Here is a 19,684-nt window from a genome sequence, read left to right on the forward strand (position 1 = left end):
TGACCCCACCAGAAATATCCGTAAACGGACATTTCCGAGCAGGGGTCAAGTCGGAAGGCAGCGCAAACTAGCAGTGTAGCCGAGAGGCTAACCGCTGTCCAGCCCACCCCGCAGGTCGTCGCGGAACGTGCCTCGGGACCCCGGGAAACCGGGTCTGCCGGGCCGCTCGGAACGCGGCGTTCCTGCGGGCCGCTCGGGTGGCGCGGCGGGTGGTGCTGCCGTTGCCATTACCCAAGTGGTGGCCGTCGCAAGCGCGGAAGGTCTTGCTGGTGTCAGCGTGCCTGGCAGTCCGGTGCCGCGTCAAGGGCCGGCGTCGGGTCGCCGCCCTCTTTCCCGCTCCGGGACCATTGCCGGGCACCGCCGTGGTGCCGTACGCCGGGTGCCGGACGTCCTGCTCACGCCGCTGCCACCGGTAGCCACCAACCACAGCGGGCGGTGATCCGTTCCCGGATCACCGCCCGCCGCGATGCGGTGTGCCCCGGCTCACGTGAGCCGGACGCGCGCCTGGTCGTACCTCAATTACTTGAGGGTGACCTTGGCGCCCTCGCCCTCGAGCTTGGCCTTGGCCTTCTCGGCGGTCTCCTTGTTGACCTTCTCCAGGATGGCCTTCGGCGCGGACTCGACCGCGTCCTTGGCCTCCTTGAGGCCCAGGCCGGTCAGCTCACGCACGACCTTGATGACCTGGATCTTCTTGCCACCGTCGCCCTCGAGGACGACGTCGAACTCGTCCTTCTCCGGCTCGGCCTCGGCCGGGGCAGCAGCGCCACCGGCAGCGGCGACCGCGACCGGAGCCGCGGCGGTGACCTCGAAGGTCTCCTCGAACTGCTTCACGAACTCGGAGAGCTCGATCAGCGTCATCTCCTTGAACGCGTCGAGCAGCTCGTCGGTGCTGAGCTTCGCCATGTCTGGCGTCCTTTCCTGAATCTGTTAGGTAAGAACTGGGTGCGCCGGGAGGCCTCAGGCCGCCTCGGCGCCCTCCTTCTCGCGCTTGTCCTGCAGGGCGGCCGCCAGACGGGCGGTCTTGGAGAGCGGAGCCTGGAACAGGGCCGCGGCCTTGCTCAGGTTGCCCTTCATCGCGCCGGCCAGCTTGGCCAGCAGCACCTCACGGGACTCCAGGTCGGCGAGCTTCGTGACCTCGGCCGCGGAAATGGCCTTGCCCTCGAAGACACCGCCCTTGATGACGAGCTTCGGGTTGGCCTTCGCGAAGTCGCGAAGCCCCTTCGCCGCCTCGACGACGTCGCCCGAAACGAAAGTCAGCGCGGTAGGACCGGTGAACAGCTCGTCGAGGCCGGAGATGCCCGCCTCGGTCGCGGCACGCTTGGCCAGCGTGTTCTTCGCGACCGTGTAGGTGGTCTCCTTGCCGAGCGAGCGCCGCAGCTGGGTGAGCTGGGAAACCGTCAGACCACGGTACTCGGTCAGCACCGCAGCGCCCGCGTTACGGAAGCTCTCGGTCAGCTCAGCGACGGCCGTGGCCTTGTCGGCCCGGATCGGCTTGTCCGCCATGTCCCTCCTCTCTCGTTGCTCGAGGCTGGTCGCCGTCGGCAGGCCGGGAGGCCTGGGACGGCGGCGGAGGATCACGACAACGAGAAAAGCCCCGGCGCAGGGCGCACGGGGCGAGGGCCGGCACGATCACCATGGTCGGCGGACCACGGGAGGAGCCGATTTTCGCTTGCCGCCCTGCGCGGGTCGCCCGTCATCGCGGGACCTTCGACCGTGCCGGAGCACGGTGACCAGCGGTCTCTGGGTGGAACTTCGTGACCAGGTTACGGCACGCGACGGTGCGCACCAAATCGCCCCCCACGTGCGCCCGGTCACTCCGGCGCCGCACCTTCCGGCGGCGGTCCGCCGGCGGCCCGGCCCCGCTCAGCGGCGGACCCGGTCAGGGGCGGACCCGGTCAGGGGCGGACCCGGTCAGGGGCGCACCCGGCGCCGCCAGACGTAGCCGGCCAGGGCCACCGCCGCCCAGGCCAGCGCGCCGGCGGTGAGCAGGAGCGCCGTCGAGCCGGCCAGCGGGCCGGTCACCGCCCGGGCGGTCGCCATCACCGGCGGCGCCAGCCAGGGCACCACCGAGCCGCTCAGGCCGAGGACCAGGGCGCCGACCGCGCCCAGGGCCAGCACCGCCACGCCGTAGCCCGCGCTGCCGGTGACCGCCCGGCTGGCCAGGGCGCCGAGTGCCACCGCCGCGGGCAGGGCCAGCAGGTGGGCCCAGAGCCCGAGGGCGAGACCCACCGGCAGCGACCGGTCCCCCGGCCCCACCGGGCCGGTCACCCCACCGACCAGCCACGGGAAGATCATCGCGACGGCCACCGTGCCGAGCGCGGCCACCGTCGCCGCCAGCAGGCCGGCCGCGCGCTCCCGGGCCGGGCCGAGGACGACCAGGGCCAACCGCCGCTGCACGTCCGGCTCCACGTCGAGCAGGATCCTGGTCTGCCAGGCCAGCACCGGGAAGAGCACCACCGCGGAGACGCCGTACGCCTCCGCCGGCTGGGCCCGGCCGCCGCCGTACAGGACGCCGAGAGCGAGCAGGCCGGCCAGCAGCGGCGCCAGCGCCCTCCCGGTACGCAGGAAGCCGGCCAGCCGCAGCCGCACCAGCGCGCTCACCGGGGCACCTCCCGCGCCGGGCCGTCCGCTCCGACGCCCTCTCCCGCTGCCGGCTCGGGTGACCCGACGTCCGGCGGGGCGGCGTCGGGGCGTACCCGCAGGACGTGGTGGCCCTCGGCGCGCAACCGGGCGACGGCGCCGGCCACCCGCGCGGCCGGCACGGCGACCTCGACCACGGCCATCGGCTCCGCCCCGGCGGACGTCTCCTCGGTCACCACGCCGTCCGCGACGGTCCAGCGGCGGGCGCCCGGCAGCCGGGCGGTCTCCCCCCGGTGGTCGCTGACCAGCACCGACCCGCCGGCCGCCAGCACCTCGTCGACGAGGGCGGGGACCAGCTCGCGGGCGGCGGAGTCCAGGCCCTCCCAGGGCTCGTCGAGCACCAGCAGGCCGGGCCGGCGGAGCATCGCCTGGGCCAGTCCGACCTTCTGCGCGGTGCCCTTGGACAGCTCGGGCAGCTTCACGCCCCGGAACCGGGTCAGGCCCAGCCGCTCGGTCCACCGGTCGGCCTCCCGCGCCGCCCCGGGCCGGGACAGCCCGGCGACCCGGCCCATCGTGATGAGGTAGGCCTGGAGGGTGAAGGGCTGGTCGGCGGGGAACCGCTCCGGCACCCAGCTCACGTGGCGGGGCCGGTCGACGACCCGGCCCCGGCCCGGCCGGAGCACCCCGGCCGCGAGCTGGAGCAGGGTGGACTTGCCCACGCCGTTGCGGCCGAGCACGACCGCCACCTCACCCGGCTCGATCCGGGCCTGCGCCGCCCTCAGCACCCACGGGCCGCGCCGGTGGTACCGGAGCCAGACGTCCTCCAGCAACATGCCGCGAGCCTGCCACAGCCGGACGAACGGCAGGGGCCCCGCCACGAGTCGTGGCGGGGCCCCTGCGCGGGAGTCGTGCTCAGCCCTCGGTCGGGGCCTCGTGCAGGTTCTTCACCAGCTTCGGGTCGACCGGAACGCCCGGGCCCATGGTGGTGGTGAGGACGACCTTCTTGAGGTACGTACCCTTGGCCGCCGACGGCTTGGCGCGGAGCACCTCGTCGAGGACGGCGGCGTAGTTGTCCACCAGCTGGGTCTCGGAGAACGAGGCCTTGCCGATGATCAGGTGCAGGTTGGAGTGCTTGTCCACCCGGAAGGTGATCTTGCCGCCCTTGATGTCCTGAACGGCCTTGGTGACGTCCATGGTCACCGTGCCCGTCTTCGGGTTCGGCATCAGGCCGCGCGGGCCCAGGATCCGCGCGATCCGGCCGATCTTGGCCATCTGGTCGGGGGTGGCGATCGCGGCGTCGAAGTCCAGCCAGCCGCCCTGGATCCGGGCGACGAGCTCGTCCGTGCCCACCTCGTCGGCACCGGCGGCGGCGGCCTCCTCGGCCTTCGCGCCGGCGGCGAACACGATCACGCGGGCGGTCTTACCGGTGCCGTGCGGCAGGTTGACCGTGCCGCGGACCATCTGGTCCGCCTTGCGGGGGTCGACGCCGAGGCGCATGGCGACCTCGACCGTGGCGTCGAACTTGACGTTGGTGGTCTCCTTGGCCAGCTTCACGGCCTCGGCGGGGGTGTAGAGCTTCGACCGGTCGATGACGTCGGCGGCCTTGCGGTAGCTCTTGCTGCGCTGCATTTCTGGTTACTCCTGTGGTCTCTGGCGGGCCGCGGTCATCGCGCGCCCTCCCACGAACTGATCGGGTGAGTGCTCAGGCGACGTCAGTCGCTGACGATGATGCCCATCGACCGGGCGGTGCCGGCGATGATCTTCGCAGCCTGGTCGATGTCGTTGGCGTTGAGGTCGACCATCTTCTTCTCGGCGATCTCACGCACCTGGGCCTGCGACACGGAGCCGACCTTGTCCTTCTGCGGGACGCCCGAGCCCTTCTCCACGCCGGCGGCCTTGAGCAGCAGCCGGGCGGCGGGCGGGGTCTTCAGGACGAAGGTGAAGGACCGGTCCTCGTACACGCTGATCTCGGCGGGGACGATGTCGCCCCGCTGGGACTCGGTCTGCGCGTTGTAGGACTTGCAGAACTCCATGATGTTCACGCCGTGCTGACCGAGCGCGGGGCCCACCGGCGGCGCCGGCGTGGCCTGGCCCGCCTTCAGCTGAAGCGTGAACGTCTTGACGAGCTTCTTCTTCGGAGGCATGTCACTTCCTGGGGCTTGGAACTGGGAAAGGTGCCGGGCCGCGGGCGCGCACGGTCAGCGCGATGCGACAACGACGACGTTCTAGGGTAGCGCAGCGTTGCACCGCCCCGTCCGTCGAGGTCCGTCGAGGTCCAACGGAGGGGCGGAAACGGGTACGCCGGCGGCGGGCGAGTGCCCACCGCCGGCGACCCGGACGTCAGATCTTGGCGACCTGGTTGAAGTTCAGCTCGACCGGAGTCTCCCGGCCGAAGATCGACACCAGCACCTTGAGCTTCTGCTGGTCGGCGTTGATCTCACTGATCGTCGCCGGCAGCGAGGCGAACGCGCCGTCGGTGACGGTGACCGAGTCGCCGACCTCGAAGTCGAGGACCCTGACCTCGGGCTTGGCCTTCTTCTCCACCGCCTCGACCGCCGGGGCCAGCCACTTCAGCACCTCGTCGAGGCTCAGCGGCGCCGGCCGGTCGGCCCGGTCGGTGGCACCGACGAAGCCGGTGACCCCCGGCGTGTTGCGCACGCAGGAGTACGACTCGGCGGTCAGCTCCATCCGGACCAGGATGTAGCCCGGGAAGACCTTGGCCTGGACCTGGGACCGCTTGCCGTTCTTGACCTCGACCTCTTCCCGGGTCGGCACCTCGACCTGGTAGATGAAGTCCTCCATGTCGAGGGAGGTGATCCGGGTCTCGAGGTTGGTCTTGACCTTGTTCTCGTAGCCGGCGTACGAGTGCACCACGTACCAGTCGCCCGGGGCGTAGCGCAGCTTCTGGCGCAGCTCGGCGACCGGGTCGTACTCCTCGTCCGGGGCCGGCTCGGTGGTCGGGAATTCCGGCTCGCTGGCGGCCTCGACCGACTCGTCGCTCGCCGCCGTCGCCACCGTGGACTGGTCGTCCGTGGTCTCGGCGGTCTCGTCGTACTCAGGCACGCTCGCTCACTTCCGTCACTATCGGCTCAGTCGGCCGGTCAGCTGGGGTTGCCGAAGACCCACAGCACGCCCTTCGCGAAGGCGAAGTCGAGAAGGCCGACGATCGTCAGCACCACCGCGACGAACGTCACCACCACGGCCGTGTAGGTCAGCAGCTCCTTGCGGGTCGGCCAGATGACCTTACGCAGTTCGGCGACCACCTCGCGGAAGAAACGCGCGATGCGGGCGAACAGCCCGATCCGGTCGGTGTCGGTACGGGTCTTCGGCCTGCTGTCGGCCGAACCGGCACGGGCCCGCGAACGGGTCGCGGTGCCGCCCCGGGAGACCGGCTCGTCCGCGCCGGTGGCGTCGTCGTCGGCGGCCACGTCGTCAACGAGCTCGTCGCGCTCGTCGCGCAGACCCTCGTCGCCGGCGTCCTCGCCGCGCCGCTTGCTCTCGGCCACTTCGCCCTCCGTCGCGGGATGTCGGTCGTACGCCTCATGGGCGTACGCGGCGTTTGGTCACGCCGGCCGGACCAGCCGTCCCGCGACGGGCCGCGGCCGGCGGACCGGACGAAGGGGCCCGATGCCTCGGAACCACCCCGCCGATGCCACCACCACGGGCCGGACGCCGCCAGTCGGCGGCGCGACCCACGGGAACGGTCAGGCCTGAGGCGCAGGGGTGACAGGACTTGAACCTGCAGCCTGCGGTTTTGGAGACCGCTGCTCTGCCAATTGAGCTACACCCCTGTGCGGCAACGCTCGCCCCGCTCGGCCACGAGGGCCGGGCACGGATCACTTGCCCCACGGCGGACCAGTGTACGGGTAGTGCCCCGACTTTCCCAACCGGCACCGCCCATCACCTGTCCAGCACCGGTCAGCGGGTGGTCCGGACGATCGCCCGGGCCTGCGAGAGGACCTTCTCCCCCAGGCAGGTGGCGGTCACGTCGAGCCTGGTCAGGCCCTCCTCGGTGACCTCCTTCACCACCGCGTTGACCTCGATCTCGGTGCCCTCGTCGTCGTCCGGGACCACCACCGGCCGGGTGAACCGGACGCCGAAGTCGACCACCGCGTCGGGTGCCCCCGCCCAGGTGGTGACGGCCCGACCGACCAGCGCCATGGTGAACATGCCGTGCGCGATCACCCCGGGCAGGCCCACCTTGGTGGCGGTCCGGTCGCTCCAGTGGATCGGGTTGAAGTCGCCGGAGGCGCCCGCGTAGCGAACCAGGTCCGCCCGGGTGATCCGGAACGTCTGAGTCGGCAGTTCCATCTCAGCCCTCCCCACGTACGACGAGCTTGGACCAGACCGCGACCACCGGCTCGCCGGCGACGGTGCGCACGTCGGTGCGGGTGGTCAGGAAGCCGTGCCCGCCCCGGTTGGTGACCTCCTCGATGGTGTTCACGCAGACCAGCTCGTCCCCGGCCACCACCGGACGGGTGTACGCGAAGCGCTGGTCGCCGTGCACCACCCGGCTGTAGTCGACGCCCAGCGCCGGGTCCTCGACGATCTGGCGGTTCGCGGCCATGGTGATCACGAAGGGGAAGGTCGGCGGGGCGACCACGTCCGGGTGGCCCAGCGCCCGGGCCGCCTCCGGGTCGTGGTGGGCCGGGTCGGTGGCGCCGATGGCGGCGGCGAACTCGCGGATCTTTTCTCGGCCCACCTGATAGGGGGCGGTCGGCGGATAGGTCCGGCCGACGAAGGACGGGTCCAGGGACATGCCGCCGAACCTACACGCAAAGCACGAACGCCGATCCGTACGGGAGGGGCGGCGAAAATGCCGCGCCATCCGTGCGGATCGGCGTCCGGGAAGTGCTCAGGGACCGGGCCGGCGATGCCGGCCGCAGCTCAGCGGGTCTCGCGGTGGACCGTGTGCTTGCCGTCCCGGGGGCAGAACTTCTTCAGCTCGATGCGGTCCGGGTCGTTACGACGGTTCTTGCGCGTGATGTAGTTGCGCTCCTTGCACTCCACACACGCCAAAGTGATCTTCGGCCGGACATCGGTCGCCTTCGCCACGGCGGAGTGCCTTCCTCGCTGGGGTATCAACTACGACGCATCAGCCTACGCGGTCGATGCGCGGACATGCAAAGTGGGCGCCAGTGGCGCCCGTTCCACCGGCCGCCGGGAACCAGGCCCGGAGGACGAGAGTAGCGGTGGCCGGACTTGAACCGGCGACACAGCGATTATGAGCCGCTTGCTCTGCCATCTGAGCTACACCGCCGCAGGCGGGTCCAGCCGGACCCTCTGAGCCCCCTTACGGAATCGAACCGTAGACCTTCTCCTTACCATGGAGACGCTCTGCCGACTGAGCTAAGGGGGCCTGCCCGATCACCCGGAGGGCGTCGCGCAGAGGTAACAGTACATGACCTCGCCGCCGAGGTGAAATCGGATCCCCCTGCCCCGCGTTTCCACAGATCAGGGCACAACCCGCAGCCTCGGCGACTCACCCGCGGAGATCGTCTCCGGGTCCACCTGGGCGCCGAACCAGGCCTCCAGGCGCTCGTACGGCAGCGGGCGGCTGAACAGGAAGCCCTGGCCGATCTCGCAGCCGATGTCCTGGAGCAGCTCCAGGGTCAGCTCGCTCTCCACGCCCTCGGCCACCACGGCGAGACCGAACTGCTGGGAGAGCGTGACCACGGCGTTGACGATCGCCAGGTCGCCCGGATCCGTCGCCATCCCCTGCACGAACGAGCGGTCGACCTTGACCTCGTGCACCGGCAGCCGGCGCAGATGGGCCAGCGACGAGTCACCGGTGCCGAAGTCGTCCACCGAGAGCCGCACGCCCAGGTCCCGCAGCCGGCGCAGGGTCGGGATCGGCCGGTCGGTGCCGTCCAGCACCCCGGACTCGCGGATCTCGAGAGTGAGCCGCTGCGGCGGGACGCCGTACTCGGTCAGCAGCTCACCTACCCGGTCAGGGAAGTGCTGGTCGGTGAGCGTACGCGCGGCGAGGTTGACCGCGACGGCGAGCGGCTGGCCGGTGTGGCTCCAGTCCCGGCTGCGCCGCAGCCCCTCCCGCAGCACCACCTCGGTGAGCCGGCCCAGCTGGCCGGTGTGCTCGGCCACCGCGACGAAGTCCTCCGGACTCACCGTGCCGTGCGTCGGGTGTTCCCACCGGGCCAGGCACTCGACCCCGACCAACCGCCGGTCGCGCAGCGTCACCTTCGGCTGGAAGTAGACCTCCAGCGCGCCCTCGTCCAACGCCCGACGCAGATCGCCGGCGAGGCCGAGCCGGCGCAGCGACCGCGACTCCAACGCCGGATTGAACAGCTGCACACTGCCCGGGACCGACTTGGCCGCCGTCGCGGCCAGGTCCACCCGTTGCAGCAGCGACGCGGCGTCGCTGCCGTGGTCCGGGTGCACCGCCACCCCGACCGCGGTGTCGACGTCGAGGGTGAGGGCGTCGAAGACCATCTCGTCGCGGATCTGCTCGCGCAGCTGGGCGGCCAGTTCCAGCGCCGCCTCGGCGTTCTCCAGCCGGAGGGTGACCAGGAACTCGTCGCCGCCGGCGCGGCCCACCAGGGCCGAGGAGGGCGCGCAGGCGCGCAGCCGCTCGGCCACCTCGACGAGAACCTTGTCGCCCGCGGCGTGGCCGAGGGACTCGTTGACCTGGCGCAGGCCGTCCACGTCGAAGAGCAGCACCGCCACCACCTCACCCGGTGCACGGATCTTGACCGCCTCGTCGAGCGCGCCGGTGATCCGGCGGCGGTTGGGCAACTTGGTGAGCGTGTCGTGGTACGCGTCGTGGCGCAGCCGGTCGACCAGGCGGGAGTTTTCCAGGGCGACCGCGGCGTGCGCCGCCACGGTCTCGAAGATGGGAATGTCACTGTCGGTGAAGTGGCCGACGTCGCTGAGCCGGTTGGCCACCTCCAGGGTGCCGATGACGGCCTGGCCGGAGCGCAGCGGTACGGCGATGACGTCCTTGACGCCGGTCGTACGCAGCGACGCCCGCAACTCCTCGTCCCCGCCGAGCCGTACGCCGAGCGCCAGGCTCCGCTGCTGCCGTCGGGTCTCCTCCCGGATCACCTCGGGAGTGGGCGCGACGTCGAGCAGACCCGAGTCGTCCACCCGGGCGGTCAACATGACCTCCGGGTGCCGTCCCTGGGCGGGCAGCCAGAGGGTCGCGTACTCGGCCTGCATCAGCGCCCGGATCCGGCCGAGCAGGACGTCCACCAGGTTGCCGCTCTGCCCCTCCGCGGTCATCGCCTTGGTCAGGTCGTACATCCCGCCCAGCGTCCGGTGCTGCCGGAAGAACTGGGCGTACGAGCGGTAGACCAGGGCGACGGCGGCCGCCAGCGCGGCGATGAGGACCGCCGACCACCAGGTGGTGTCCAGCACGATGAGTACGACCAGACCGACCACCACGTTGACCGCAGAGGTCGGCAGCGTCGACGGCGCGTTCCGTAGCACCTTGGCACCGGCCTGCCAGCCGTGCATGACCATGATGACCCCTGCCACGCCGAACAGGGTGGCCAGCGTGAACGTGCTGACCGAGGCGAAAAGGATCCCCCAGGTGCCCGGCCCCACCCCACGGATCGGCGGGAGGGCCAGCAGCACCAGCGCGGCGAAGGACGCCGCAGCGGAGGCGTTGGCCACGTTGAACGCGAGCTTGGCGACCCCGAACCGGTAACGGAGATGGGTGAGCAGGGTCGCCAGCGTGTACGCCAGCACCACCATCAGTGGCGGCAGGAAGTAGAAGGCCAGGACCAGCGGGATCTCGGTGAGCCGCACCCCGAAGGACTGCCTGCCGATCACGAAGTTGAGCATCGGCAGGCCCGCCACCACCATGACGGTGAGCAGAACCGCGGCAATGCCCCATGACCCGAGCGGCGGCGAAGTGACCAGGCCGATCGCGGTGGAGAAGACGATGGCCACGATGGCCAGCGGTCCGGTGACCAACCAGGCGTGTTCGGCGGGCCGCCGAGGGGACGATGCCCCCGCCGATGACGACCGACGGTCGGCCATAACTCTCCTCATCGGTCATCGTGCCGAGGACCGTGGACTGATGGGCGTCAGGTCGCCGTCGACAAGTCTGGGCCCAGACCCGGGCGGGCGCCGACGAGACTACGGAGCCGGCGGGGCCGTCCAGACATAGTCAAAGGTCCGGATCTCAACCGGCCCGTTGCCGATCAGCCCACCGCCGACTCCAGCGGCGAGGGCGACGAGCATGAGCATCACGCCGACCCGCCGGGCCAGCCTTCGACCAGACATTCGCGTGCTCCTGTCGGCAGGGTTGTCGGTGGTGAAGATTCCACGATCGTGCCACAAGCGGGTCGACCCGCAAAGCGGACGGACGGCCCATCGGCGTGGTCCGTACCGGCCGGTTCGGACGGTCGACGACAAGTCACCAGCCGGAGCGACCTGCGGGCGTGAGCAGCGCACAGATGACGCGTCTTCCGTCTTTAGCCGCGATTCCCATCGTCCTCCGGCGAGTGGGACCTTTGCCACGAGAGCCGGCCAGTCAGAAGATCCGGTCAGAAGCGACGGAGGCGGTGGTACGCCCCGGAACGGCCTCAGCCCTCCCCGGGAGCCCGCGGCCTCCGGCCACCGCAGCCGGGCGGGTGAAGCCGGGCGAGGAATCGGTCGACCGGCGCTCCACCGACCGGCGACACATCCACGACCGTCAGAATGCTCTACGCGACGCAGAAGCGCCAGCCCTTAGCCGACAGTAAGCGACGTGAATACGCTCACCCGTCGGCGGCGGCGGCCAGGACGAGGGCTGCAACCCGCTTCTTCGCAGGTCAGGCCGCTCGGTCTCGCTGCGGGTCAGCCACCTCAGGCCGATTACTCCGCTGGGGTGCGGGGCGTGCCGCGCAGGGCCGGCAGCCGGCAAGCGGGGTGCCGCCCGCTCACCCGTCGACCACGAGCTGGACCGTCACCAGGTCTCCGACGTTGAGCCGCTCGGCCGCTCGGACGCCCGCCTTCACCGGCACCACGTACCGCCCGTCCTTGGGGAACAGCGACGTCGTCCACCGGGTCCGCCCGATCCGGGCCCTGACCGGCACCATGCCCCAGCCGTAGCTCACGGACGCGGCGGTCACGCTCAACTCCAGGCAGTCCTCGTCCGGGACGGTGACGAAGTGCCAGGGCGCCGGGCCCTTCCAGAACCACACCTCGCCGCTGAACTCCAGCTCCATCCGGCCAGGATAGGAGGGCGTCTGCCGGAGTGGGGTGACGAGAAGGGCCTGGCGGCTCACTGACCAGGAGGGTCACCCGCGAACCGGAGCGGGCTCAGGATTTCCGCAGCGGCCGGAACGCGGCCCGCACCTCGGTGGAGAAGATCTCCGGCTCCTCCCAGGCGGGGAAGTGGCCGCCGCTGTCGACCTCGTTGAAGTAGGCGACGCCGGGGTAGACCGTCTCGACCCAGCTGCGCGGGGCAGCCCAGATCTCGCCGGGGAACGTCGTGAAGCCGACCGGAACCGCGACCGCCGGAGGAGCCTGGCCGGCCGCACGGGCTCCGGCCACGAACCGTCCGAATTCCCAGTACCACCGGGCGGCCGAGGCGCCGGTGCCCGTCAGCCAGTACAGCGTGATGTTGTCGACGATGCTGTCCCGGGTGAGACCGCCCGCGGGCTCGCCGTCGACGAACGCGCGGGAGATCTCGTAGTAGCTGTCCGTGTCGTGGTCGAGCATCCAGGCCGCCAGCCCGACGGGTGAATCGAGCAGGGAGTAGCCGATCGTCTGCGGCCGGGTGGACTGCTCCAGGAAGTAACGGAAGCCGTCCGTCGTGAACGTCTCGAGCGCTTTGTGCGCCGCGCGTTCCTGCTCGGACTCCGCCGGCAGTTGGTCCTTGATACCGAGCGCCCCGGCGAGCAGGTTGACGTGGATGCCGAGCAGGCCCTCGGGTGCTTGGCGACCCATCGCGTCCGTGACGCTGGCGCCCACGTCGCCTCCTTGGGCGACGTAGCGCGGGTAGCCGAGGCGGTCCATCAGCTCCGCCCACGCGCGTGCGATGCGGCCGGACTCCCAGCCGAGCTCGGTCGGCTCGCCGGAGAAGCCGTAGCCAGGCAGGGACGGCAGCACGAGGTGGAATGCGTCGTCGGGGGTGCCGCCGTGAGCGGTCGGGTCGGTCAGCGGGCCGATAGTCTCCAGCAGCTCGACGACCGAGCCGGGCCAGCCATGGGTCATGATCAGCGGCAGCGCATTCTCCTGCCGCGACCTGACGTGGATGAAGTGGATCTCGACCCCGTCGATCTCGGTCGTGAACTGGGGCAGCCGTTCAGTCTCGCCTCGCACCTGCGCCAGTCGTACTCATCCGTCCAGTAGCGGGCCAGCTCCTGGACCGTCGCCAGCTGCACGCCCTGGGAGCGATCGGTGACCAGCTCTCGTGTGGGCCAGCGGGTGGCCGCGGTCCGGCGCCGGCGGGGCTGACACGCGCCCAGTCTCACACCGGCCCGGCGACCGGCGGACCCGAAACGCGGTTTCGCGCTCGGGTCCGGCCCGGACCTGCTCACTGACCTCTGTCATGGAGAGTGCGCCGGTCACGGTGGCGGTCGTCACCAGCCGCACCGAGGCGGAACTGGCCGTCGGCCTGTTGCGCAGCCACGGCCTGCGGCCGACGCGACGGCCATCAACACCGCAGAGATCGCACCCACCGAAGCGGCTCGACAGATCCGAGAGCGGCCGTCGATCCCGCCGGTGACCTGCGGTGACGCTGGGCGCAGGGCAGCCACCCAGTTCGGACGCGGCTGTGATCTATCGTGAGTGGGGAGTGCCGGTGCGGCGTCCCGGGCGTCGCAAGGACGCTGACCGCGGGACGGGGTGGTGACCGATGCACCGGGCGAGGCGGTGGACAAGTACGAAACTTGGTGCCGTCGCAGCGATGAGTCTGCCGGTGCCCACAGGTCTACCTCCCGACCGAGACAACCAAACTCATCGGGAGTAAGGCATGGGCCTCATCCACATCGAGCTGTTCGCAACCCTCGACCTCGTCGGGCAGGCGCCCGGCGGCCCCGACGAGGACCCGGTGGGGTTCCCGTTCGGCGGCTGGCAGGCGCCCCTGCTGGACGAGGTCGCCGGGGCGCAGGTCGGTGCCGCGTACGAGGGCACGGACGCCCTCCTGCTCGGCCGGCGGACGTATGACATCTTCGCCGCCTACTGGCCGCACCAGGAGGGCGGCGAGGACAACGAGATCGCCACGCTCTTCAACAGCGTCCCGAAGTACGTGGCCTCCCGCGGCAGGCCCGACCTCTCGTGGGCCGGGTCCACGCAACTCGGCCCGGATCTGGCCGGCGCGGTGCGCGAGGTCCGTGACCGGCACGAACACGTGAAGGTCGTCGGAAGCCTGAACCTGGTGAAGACCCTCCTGCGCGAGAAGCTCTTCGACCGTCTCGACCTCTGGGTGCACCCGATCGTGCTCGGCCTCGGAAAGAAGGTGTTCGACGGTGGCGCGGTGCCCACGAACCTCACACTCCTCGAACCGCCGGTAGCCAATCCGAAGGGCACCGTGTACCTGCGCTACGGGCTCGCCGATGGCACGCCCGGGACGGGGGACATGAGCGCACCCGATCGCGGTGCCGGACGCGACGACTGAAGCCGACCCGCGCCAGGTGGGTCCGTGTCGTCGGCGGTGAACCCGCCAGGTCGGCATTCCGTCACGCCCACCAGCGGCATATGTTGCCGCGTATGGGACCAGGGGAGGCACCAGCTTTGCCGGGTCGCCGGGCGGCGGCGGCGATCCGTTGGTTCAATCATCGCGCCATTGGCCTTGGGTAGTTCTCTCGCTCGTAGCCGTGCTGTGTACCGGGATTGTGGCTGTGCCGGTGTCGTGGGCTGCGCTTCGGCAGGCCGAGGCGGAGCGGGACTTGTGAACTTCCGCCGGGGCGGGGTGCAGGTTTCGGGCGGGTCGACGAGGACCAGGTCCAGGCCGTCACCAGGCCGTCGGAGGCCGACCGTGAGCGATCAACGACGACCACTGGTGACGACGTCTGCCGAGGTGACACGGCGTGGTCGGCCCGAAGACCAGGCCGGCCGGGGTCCCTTACCTGTAGTTGGTGAACCGCAGGCTCGCGCAGGCGTTCTAGTTGGTCAGCCGGCGGATGGCCAACAAAGCGATGTCGTCATCCGGGTGCTCCGCGTCGAGGGTCGCCATGACGGTCTGACACACGGTCTCGACGGGAGCCAACGGAACGGCGGTCATCAGACGAGCCATACCGGCATCGAGCAGTTCGCCCCGGCGTTCGACGAGCCCGTCGGTGTAGAAGACGAGGACCGCGCCGGGTGGAAAGTCGAGGCTGGTCGTGCGCCGCTGCGGCTGCCGGGGGCCGATGCCCAGCGGAGGGTCGATGTGCGCGGGAAGCATTGTGGTCGACTCACCGGGAACGGCCAGGACCGGCCGGGGGTGTCCGGCCAGGGAGACGTGCACGGTGGAGGCATCCGGAGAGATCATCGCGTACAACGCGGTGGTCAGGCTGCCGGCCTCGAAATGAGCCACCTTTCGATCGAGAAGGGTCAGCGCCTCTGCGGGGTCATCGCAGACCAGGGCGTACGCGCGAAGCGCACTGCGGACGCGTCCCATCACCACCGCAGACTGCAACCCATGACCCGACACATCACCCATGACCACGCCCAGCCAACCGGAGGGAAGGGTGAACACGTCGTACCAGTCACCGCCGACGCCAGAGGCGTGACCCGGCACGTACCGGCCGGCCATCTCAAGGCCGGGCACCTCGGGCAGTTCGGTGGGGATCAGGCTACGTTGCAGAGCCAGGGCGGTTGCCTGATCCAGCGTGTTCGCGCGAGCCCGGCTGGCCAGGCTGACCCGATCGGCGACCAGTTCCAGCAGGCGGACGTCGTCGGGGGTGAACCGGCGCGGCGTAAGGGTGCCGACGTGCAGAACGCCGACAAGTTCGGCACGAGCGATGATCGGTACGCCCAGCAGGGACTGGACACCGGTTTGCAGCAGGATCGGGTTCACCACGTTGTCCGAGGTGACCTGCTCGATGATCACTGGCTGCTGGGTCAGGGCGATTCGGCCGGCGAACCCTCGACCGATCGAGATGCGGAAGCCCTGGCGGACCTCCTCCTCCAGCCCCTTAGCCGCAGTGGCCACCAACTGCCGGGCGGGTACATCGAGCAGGAGGATGGCGGCCGTGTCAACCTGCATTAGGTCGCGGACTCGGTCGAGTAGCTCGTCGAAGAGGTCGGCGGCATCGAGTCGAGACAGGGCCGCATCAGTCACGGCCTCAATGCGGCGTAACCGCTGCTCATCTCTCCGGCTCTCCGCGCGAACCACCCCCGGATCGTAGTTGTACCTCCGCCACTTCTGGCCCAAGCGAGACGAAGCCCTTGGTGAGCGAAGCCACGTCAAGCTGCCACTGAGCCATTACGCTCTCCCCTGGCCGCAGCTTCGCCGGTATAGCTCCCCCCGATACGCCCCCGGACTGTGATCGACGGCGGGCGACGGCTGGACTCAGCGGGACCGAACGAGATTGGCCCCCGACCCGCATTTCTGCTGGTCAGGGGCCTTTGTCGCACCTGGTGGCGGGTAGAGGATTCGAACCTCTGAAGCTTTCGCGACGGATTTACAGTCCGCTCCCATTGGCCGCTCGGGCAACCCGCCAGGGCGTACCACCGCACTCGCGCGCGGCAGCGACGCCAAGGATAGCGGTTGCCCCCGGGGCCGCCGCAACCGGGTACGGTCAGGGGGTCGTGCCGCTGGTCAGCGGGCGACGGTACGTGACAGACCGCCGGACAGCAGGAGCATGAGCATGGCAGCGAACCCGTCGTTCGACATCGTGAGCAAGGTCGATCGCCAGGAGGTCGACAACGCCCTCCGTCAGGCGGAGAAGGAGCTCGCGCAGCGGTTCGACTTCCGCGGCACCGGCGCGGAGATCTCCTGGTCCGGCGAGGAGGCGATCAGCCTCCAGGCGGAGACCGAGGAGCGGGTCAGCGCCGCGCTGGACGTCTTCAAGGAGAAGCTGGTCAAGCGGAACATCTCGCTGAAGTCGCTGGATGCCGGCGAACCGCGCTCCTCGGGCAAGGTCTTCAAGATCGACTGCAAGGTGATCCAGGGCATCGACTCGGACAAGGCCAAGGCGATCAGCAAGAAGATTCGCGACGAGGGCCCGAAGGGCGTCCAGGCCCAGATCCAGGGTGACCAGCTGCGCGTCACCGGCAAGAAGAAGGACGACCTGCAGGCCGTCATCGCGCTGCTCAAGGGCGAGGACTTCGGCGTGGCCCTGCAGTTCACCAACTACCGGTAAGGCCCTCTCTGCGCGCAGGTCACCGTCTGGACCACGTCGCGCTACCTGCGCAACCGTCGTCGCCAATGGCCATCTTTGGTGGGCTTGTCCGACCTCTGACGGCCTGGCGACGGCCTGGATCCCTCCACCGACCGGGGCTTGCATCCGGTACCTAGGTACAGGCTTACCGTCGGAGTATGAGCGACCGACATGTCACCACGGATGACTCCTGGGCGCCGGATGCGTGCACCCTGCCGACGCACGAACGGCCGCTGCGGCTCGCCGAGTTCGATCAGTTCTTCCGCGATGCGGTCCAGGGTGTCGACCGGCCGTCGGCACAGCATCTGCGATTGCAGCTCGACGGCGCGGAGCAGGTGGAGGAGACTGCGCGGGATCTGACGGACCGTGAATCGTCCTGCTGTTCGTTCTTCGCTTTCGACATCATGCGACCCAGCCCGGACTCGCTGACCCTGGACGTCCGGGTACCGGCGGCACACGTCGACGTCCTCGATGCCCTCGCCGAACGGGCGACGTCTGTCCGGGGCCAGAAATGACCGGATCGGGGCTACGCAGCGGCCAGCTGGCCGACGCGGCCGGCGTCAACTTGCAGACGCTGCGCTACTACGAGCGCCGGGGACTACTTGCCTCTCCCCAGCGGTCGCCGGGCGGGCATCGGCTCTACCCGTCCGACACGGTCACCCTGCTGCGGGTCATCAAGACCGCACAGCGCCTCGGCTTCACTCTCAACGAGGTCGCCGACCTGCTCGACGCGGGCCGACATCAGCACAGCGGCCGACCCGACGCCGGACTCCAGGCACGGGCAAAGGACAAGCTCGTCGAGGTGGAACGGAGGTTGGCAGACCTGACCGTCATCCGCGACACCCTGCACGCCGCCATCTCGGCCGGCTGCGACGACCTGGTCGCCTGTGCCAGCAGTTCCTGCTGCCCCCTGCCCTTTGCGGAACTCGCCAGAAGGAACGACCGTGCCGACACCTGCTGACCGGCTGCGCCGCCTCCTCCCCTCCAGCATGACCGGACTCGCAGGAGCCGCCTGCGCCGCCTGCTGCATCCTGCCGCCGCTGCTGGCAGCCGGGGTTCTCGGCGGTGCCGGCTGGGCCGCGGTCAACCGTTTCCTGCCCGGCGTCGCCGTCGCCCTGGCCGTGCTCGCCGGCCTGTCCTGGTGGTGGGCCACCAAACGCCGCCACACCACCGGCTGCGCCGGCGGCAACTGCTCCTGCGGCCAACCCGACCAGCACGACCGCCAGGTGGTCACGCTACGGTCCGACGCGTGACGGTTGCCCGCTCAATCCTGCTGTTCCTACTCGCAGCGCTCGCCGAAATCGGCGGCGCCTGGCTGGTGTGGCAGGGCTGGCGGGAAAACCGCGGGCTGCTCCGGATAGCGGCCGGAGTCATCGCGCTCGGGCTCTACGGCTTCGTCGCCACCTTCCAACCCGACCCGAATTTCGGCCGCATCCTCGCCGCCTACGGCGGAATCTTTGTCGCCGGCTCCCTCGCCTGGGGCATGGTCGTCGACAGGTTCCGCCCCGACCGCTACGACGTCATCGGTGCAGCCACCTGCCTCACCGGCGTGGCCGTCATCATGTACACCCCGCGTGCCAGCTAGCTCCTCCGCTGCTGTTCCGATTCCTCACTGGTGAGAACTCCGCGCCTCGTCCGGCTGTGTCCGCCCGCGTCCTCGCCCTCGGAGTGTTCGCGTCACCGATGCTGCCGACGGCCACCCGCGCCAGGTGCAGCGGCAACGACTCAGGTGTAACGCCCGTCCCGTCTGCCACGCCGATGGGAAGGGCGGTGTAGGCGCGGCGCGGCGGCGGAGCGTAGAGGTGCTCAGCGTCAGCGACGCGCCCAGACCAGCCTCGGACGCCCGCCCGGTACGCCCTAGGGAGTTGTGTCATGGCCCAGTCAGCACACCGCACGTCGTCCGCTCGGTGGCCCCACGTCAACGTTTCCAATGCCACGCCCTCGACCTCTCACGGATGGAACTCGCCGACTCGCCCTGTCCCCGTTCTGTCGAGGCGCTCGGATCCGTGGTGGTCGTATGCCATGTTTGGGGGAATCATCCTTGTGGTCGGATCCATTGCTCTCGGCGTGGTGCTGTTGAGCCGATGAAGCGACACACTTCTCTCTCCAGAAGAGTCCATCTGGACTGCCGTGAGCTGGCCCAGCACCAGTCCCCCGACGGGTGCGACACACCGTTGAACCTCGTCGCCTGGATGGCCGCGGGGGCTCTGGCGTGACTTCCGACTTTCCTGCCACCCCTACCGCTCCCGGTCCGGACTCGGCGACCCGCACGATGCCGATGGTGCGGAGAGGCGGACACCGGCGGGCCGAGACCGACGCGACGCGGTGGTTCATGTGGGCGGCTGTGGCTGGTGCTCTGGTCGCGGTGCTCCTTGCGGCCATGGTGGTGACGTTCACGGGCGGCGATCCTGAACCGTCCGCAGCCGGGCCGGGGGTCCCTGTGGCCAGCGGGGACGTTGCACCGGAGGCTGCTGACGCGGCGATGGCCGAGGAGCCGTCAGAGTCTCCGTCAGCCTCACCAACGGTGAAGCCGTCCCCCCGCCCAAGCCTGAACGCCACCCAGCTCATCGCGGGGCTGCGCACCACTATCGTGGGGCTCGCTGAGAACGGGCAGTTGACTCCGAAGGCCGCTGAGGAGCTGACAAAGCGACTGCGGGAAGCCGCCGAGAAGCAAGCTGCCGGGGAGGAGGACAAGGCCCGGGAAAAACTAGCGGAGTTCGGCGAAAAAGTCGCCGAACTGCGGAAGGAAAACAAGATCTCCGAGGCCGGTTACCAGACTCTCGCCGCTGGGCTGGCACAACTCGTGCGAGTCCTGCCCAGCCGCTGATCCGTCCTGCTGGTCGAGC

22 protein-coding genes, 4 tRNA genes and 1 pseudogene are annotated in these 19,684 nt (G+C 70.1%); 7 read left to right on the top strand and 20 right to left on the bottom strand.

The window, feature by feature from the left end; all coding sequences use genetic code 11:
• Positions 1-519: 519 nt before the first annotated feature.
• From rplL to ACTMS9_RS11765, 18 genes and pseudogenes are all read right to left on the bottom strand, one after another.
• Positions 520-903 (bottom strand): 50S ribosomal protein L7/L12, encoded by a 384-nt coding sequence (gene rplL / locus ACTMS9_RS11680; RefSeq protein WP_088960246.1) that lies wholly within the window; start codon positions 901-903, stop codon positions 520-522.
• Positions 904-957: 54 nt separating this feature from the next.
• Positions 958-1,503 carry a 50S ribosomal protein L10 gene (gene rplJ / locus ACTMS9_RS11685; protein ID WP_120729737.1) on the bottom strand — a complete coding sequence of 182 codons (546 nt, stop codon included), beginning with the start codon at positions 1,501-1,503 and terminating at the stop codon, positions 958-960.
• A gap of 408 nt (positions 1,504-1,911) precedes the next feature.
• Complete coding sequence (locus ACTMS9_RS11690; protein WP_441164890.1) at positions 1,912-2,601, bottom strand: hypothetical protein; 690 nt, start codon at positions 2,599-2,601, stop codon at positions 1,912-1,914.
• Positions 2,598-3,413, bottom strand: coding sequence for an ABC transporter ATP-binding protein (locus ACTMS9_RS11695; RefSeq protein ID WP_441164891.1), 816 nt, complete (start codon positions 3,411-3,413; stop codon positions 2,598-2,600). The genes ACTMS9_RS11690 and ACTMS9_RS11695 overlap by 4 nt, the downstream gene beginning before the upstream one ends.
• A gap of 79 nt (positions 3,414-3,492) precedes the next feature.
• Positions 3,493-4,209, bottom strand: coding sequence for a 50S ribosomal protein L1 (rplA, locus tag ACTMS9_RS11700; protein WP_334569349.1), 717 nt, complete (start codon positions 4,207-4,209; stop codon positions 3,493-3,495).
• An 83-nt stretch (positions 4,210-4,292) separates the two neighbouring features.
• Positions 4,293-4,724, bottom strand: coding sequence for a 50S ribosomal protein L11 (rplK, locus tag ACTMS9_RS11705; RefSeq protein WP_088960243.1), 432 nt, complete (start codon positions 4,722-4,724; stop codon positions 4,293-4,295).
• 196 nt (positions 4,725-4,920) lie between these two features.
• Positions 4,921-5,643 (bottom strand): transcription termination/antitermination protein NusG, encoded by a 723-nt coding sequence (nusG, locus tag ACTMS9_RS11710; RefSeq protein ID WP_179801890.1) that lies wholly within the window; start codon positions 5,641-5,643, stop codon positions 4,921-4,923.
• A 38-nt stretch (positions 5,644-5,681) separates the two neighbouring features.
• Positions 5,682-6,086, bottom strand: coding sequence for a preprotein translocase subunit SecE (secE, locus tag ACTMS9_RS11715; RefSeq protein ID WP_441142321.1), 405 nt, complete (start codon positions 6,084-6,086; stop codon positions 5,682-5,684).
• A 212-nt stretch (positions 6,087-6,298) separates the two neighbouring features.
• Positions 6,299-6,371 (bottom strand) — tRNA-Trp (locus ACTMS9_RS11720).
• A 127-nt stretch (positions 6,372-6,498) separates the two neighbouring features.
• Positions 6,499-6,891 (bottom strand): MaoC family dehydratase, encoded by a 393-nt coding sequence (locus ACTMS9_RS11725; protein ID WP_441142320.1) that lies wholly within the window; start codon positions 6,889-6,891, stop codon positions 6,499-6,501.
• Position 6,892: 1 nt separating this feature from the next.
• A complete protein-coding gene (locus tag ACTMS9_RS11730) occupies positions 6,893-7,339 on the bottom strand; it encodes a MaoC family dehydratase N-terminal domain-containing protein (protein ID WP_280836968.1) in 447 nt (148 codons plus the stop codon).
• Between the two features lie 128 nt (positions 7,340-7,467).
• On the bottom strand, positions 7,468-7,635 hold the full coding sequence (gene rpmG, locus ACTMS9_RS11735; RefSeq protein ID WP_013288652.1) for a 50S ribosomal protein L33: 168 nt from the start codon (positions 7,633-7,635) through the stop codon (positions 7,468-7,470).
• A 132-nt stretch (positions 7,636-7,767) separates the two neighbouring features.
• Positions 7,768-7,840: transfer RNA gene (locus ACTMS9_RS11740), tRNA-Met, on the bottom strand.
• A gap of 26 nt (positions 7,841-7,866) precedes the next feature.
• Positions 7,867-7,939, bottom strand: a tRNA-Thr gene (locus ACTMS9_RS11745).
• Between the two features lie 95 nt (positions 7,940-8,034).
• The gene (locus ACTMS9_RS11750) at positions 8,035-10,581 is read right to left on the bottom strand and encodes a putative bifunctional diguanylate cyclase/phosphodiesterase (RefSeq protein WP_441142319.1); all 2,547 of its coding nucleotides are present in this window, start codon (positions 10,579-10,581) and stop codon (positions 8,035-8,037) included.
• Positions 10,582-11,465: 884 nt separating this feature from the next.
• On the bottom strand, positions 11,466-11,753 hold the full coding sequence (locus tag ACTMS9_RS11755) for a DUF1905 domain-containing protein (RefSeq protein WP_441142318.1): 288 nt from the start codon (positions 11,751-11,753) through the stop codon (positions 11,466-11,468).
• A 94-nt stretch (positions 11,754-11,847) separates the two neighbouring features.
• Positions 11,848-12,744 carry an alpha/beta fold hydrolase gene (locus ACTMS9_RS11760; protein WP_441164974.1) on the bottom strand — a complete coding sequence of 299 codons (897 nt, stop codon included), beginning with the start codon at positions 12,742-12,744 and terminating at the stop codon, positions 11,848-11,850.
• Between the two features lie 27 nt (positions 12,745-12,771).
• Positions 12,772-13,070: pseudogene (locus ACTMS9_RS11765) on the bottom strand (epoxide hydrolase N-terminal domain-containing protein); the annotation flags it as partial.
• Positions 13,071-13,504: 434 nt separating this feature from the next.
• Here ACTMS9_RS11765 and ACTMS9_RS11770 point away from each other — a divergent pair.
• Entirely contained in the window at positions 13,505-14,149 is a 645-nt protein-coding gene (locus ACTMS9_RS11770; RefSeq protein ID WP_441164892.1) for a dihydrofolate reductase family protein, read from the top strand.
• Between the two features lie 486 nt (positions 14,150-14,635).
• On the opposite strand, the gene ACTMS9_RS11775 is transcribed toward ACTMS9_RS11770, so the two are convergent.
• Positions 14,636-15,850 (bottom strand): PP2C family protein-serine/threonine phosphatase, encoded by a 1,215-nt coding sequence (locus tag ACTMS9_RS11775; protein ID WP_441164893.1) that lies wholly within the window; start codon positions 15,848-15,850, stop codon positions 14,636-14,638.
• 243 nt (positions 15,851-16,093) lie between these two features.
• A tRNA-Tyr gene (locus ACTMS9_RS11780) sits at positions 16,094-16,177 on the bottom strand.
• Positions 16,178-16,325: 148 nt separating this feature from the next.
• On the opposite strand from ACTMS9_RS11780, the gene ACTMS9_RS11785 reads away from it, so the two are divergent.
• The 6 genes from ACTMS9_RS11785 to ACTMS9_RS11810 all read left to right on the top strand — a co-directional run bounded on the left by ACTMS9_RS11785 (position 16,326) and on the right by ACTMS9_RS11810 (position 19,665).
• Positions 16,326-16,820, top strand: a complete 495-nt coding sequence (locus ACTMS9_RS11785; protein ID WP_441142315.1) for a YajQ family cyclic di-GMP-binding protein — start codon at positions 16,326-16,328, stop codon at positions 16,818-16,820.
• 176 nt (positions 16,821-16,996) lie between these two features.
• A complete protein-coding gene (locus ACTMS9_RS11790) occupies positions 16,997-17,353 on the top strand; it encodes a hypothetical protein (protein ID WP_441164894.1) in 357 nt (118 codons plus the stop codon).
• Complete coding sequence (locus ACTMS9_RS11795) at positions 17,350-17,799, top strand: MerR family transcriptional regulator (protein ID WP_441164895.1); 450 nt, start codon at positions 17,350-17,352, stop codon at positions 17,797-17,799. Before ACTMS9_RS11790 ends, ACTMS9_RS11795 begins: the two co-directional genes overlap by 4 nt.
• Positions 17,783-18,091 carry a hypothetical protein gene (locus ACTMS9_RS11800; RefSeq protein ID WP_441142312.1) on the top strand — a complete coding sequence of 103 codons (309 nt, stop codon included), beginning with the start codon at positions 17,783-17,785 and terminating at the stop codon, positions 18,089-18,091. Before ACTMS9_RS11795 ends, ACTMS9_RS11800 begins: the two co-directional genes overlap by 17 nt.
• Positions 18,088-18,423, top strand: coding sequence for a YnfA family protein (locus tag ACTMS9_RS11805; protein WP_441164896.1), 336 nt, complete (start codon positions 18,088-18,090; stop codon positions 18,421-18,423). Before ACTMS9_RS11800 ends, ACTMS9_RS11805 begins: the two co-directional genes overlap by 4 nt.
• 939 nt (positions 18,424-19,362) lie before the next feature.
• On the top strand, positions 19,363-19,665 hold the full coding sequence (locus ACTMS9_RS11810; protein WP_441142310.1) for an FIMAH domain-containing protein: 303 nt from the start codon (positions 19,363-19,365) through the stop codon (positions 19,663-19,665).
• Positions 19,666-19,684: the final 19 nt, after the last annotated feature.

It is taken from the genome of Micromonospora sp. L31, from assembly GCF_052068075.1.
Classification (GTDB): domain Bacteria; phylum Actinomycetota; class Actinomycetes; order Mycobacteriales; family Micromonosporaceae; genus Micromonospora; species Micromonospora purpureochromogenes.

Excerpts from the sequence above, each read along its gene's own strand:
- rplL (WP_088960246.1), bottom strand. The coding sequence starts at position 903 with ATGGCGAAGCTCAGCACCGACGAGCTGCTCGACGCGTTCAAGGAGATG.
- rplJ (WP_120729737.1), bottom strand. The coding sequence starts at position 1,503 with ATGGCGGACAAGCCGATCCGGGCCGACAAGGCCACGGCCGTCGCTGAG.
- ACTMS9_RS11695 (WP_441164891.1), bottom strand. The coding sequence starts at position 3,413 with ATGTTGCTGGAGGACGTCTGGCTCCGGTACCACCGGCGCGGCCCGTGG.
- rplA (WP_334569349.1), bottom strand. The coding sequence starts at position 4,209 with ATGCAGCGCAGCAAGAGCTACCGCAAGGCCGCCGACGTCATCGACCGG.
- rplK (WP_088960243.1), bottom strand. The coding sequence starts at position 4,724 with ATGCCTCCGAAGAAGAAGCTCGTCAAGACGTTCACGCTTCAGCTGAAG.
- ACTMS9_RS11725 (WP_441142320.1), bottom strand. The coding sequence starts at position 6,891 with ATGGAACTGCCGACTCAGACGTTCCGGATCACCCGGGCGGACCTGGTT.
- ACTMS9_RS11730 (WP_280836968.1), bottom strand. The coding sequence starts at position 7,339 with ATGTCCCTGGACCCGTCCTTCGTCGGCCGGACCTATCCGCCGACCGCC.
- ACTMS9_RS11750 (WP_441142319.1), bottom strand. The coding sequence starts at position 10,581 with ATGGCCGACCGTCGGTCGTCATCGGCGGGGGCATCGTCCCCTCGGCGG.
- ACTMS9_RS11755 (WP_441142318.1), bottom strand. The coding sequence starts at position 11,753 with ATGGAGCTGGAGTTCAGCGGCGAGGTGTGGTTCTGGAAGGGCCCGGCG.
- ACTMS9_RS11760 (WP_441164974.1), bottom strand. The coding sequence starts at position 12,744 with ATGACCCATGGCTGGCCCGGCTCGGTCGTCGAGCTGCTGGAGACTATC.
- ACTMS9_RS11770 (WP_441164892.1), top strand. The coding sequence starts at position 13,505 with ATGGGCCTCATCCACATCGAGCTGTTCGCAACCCTCGACCTCGTCGGG.
- ACTMS9_RS11785 (WP_441142315.1), top strand. The coding sequence starts at position 16,326 with ATGGCAGCGAACCCGTCGTTCGACATCGTGAGCAAGGTCGATCGCCAG.
- ACTMS9_RS11790 (WP_441164894.1), top strand. The coding sequence starts at position 16,997 with ATGAGCGACCGACATGTCACCACGGATGACTCCTGGGCGCCGGATGCG.
- ACTMS9_RS11795 (WP_441164895.1), top strand. The coding sequence starts at position 17,350 with ATGACCGGATCGGGGCTACGCAGCGGCCAGCTGGCCGACGCGGCCGGC.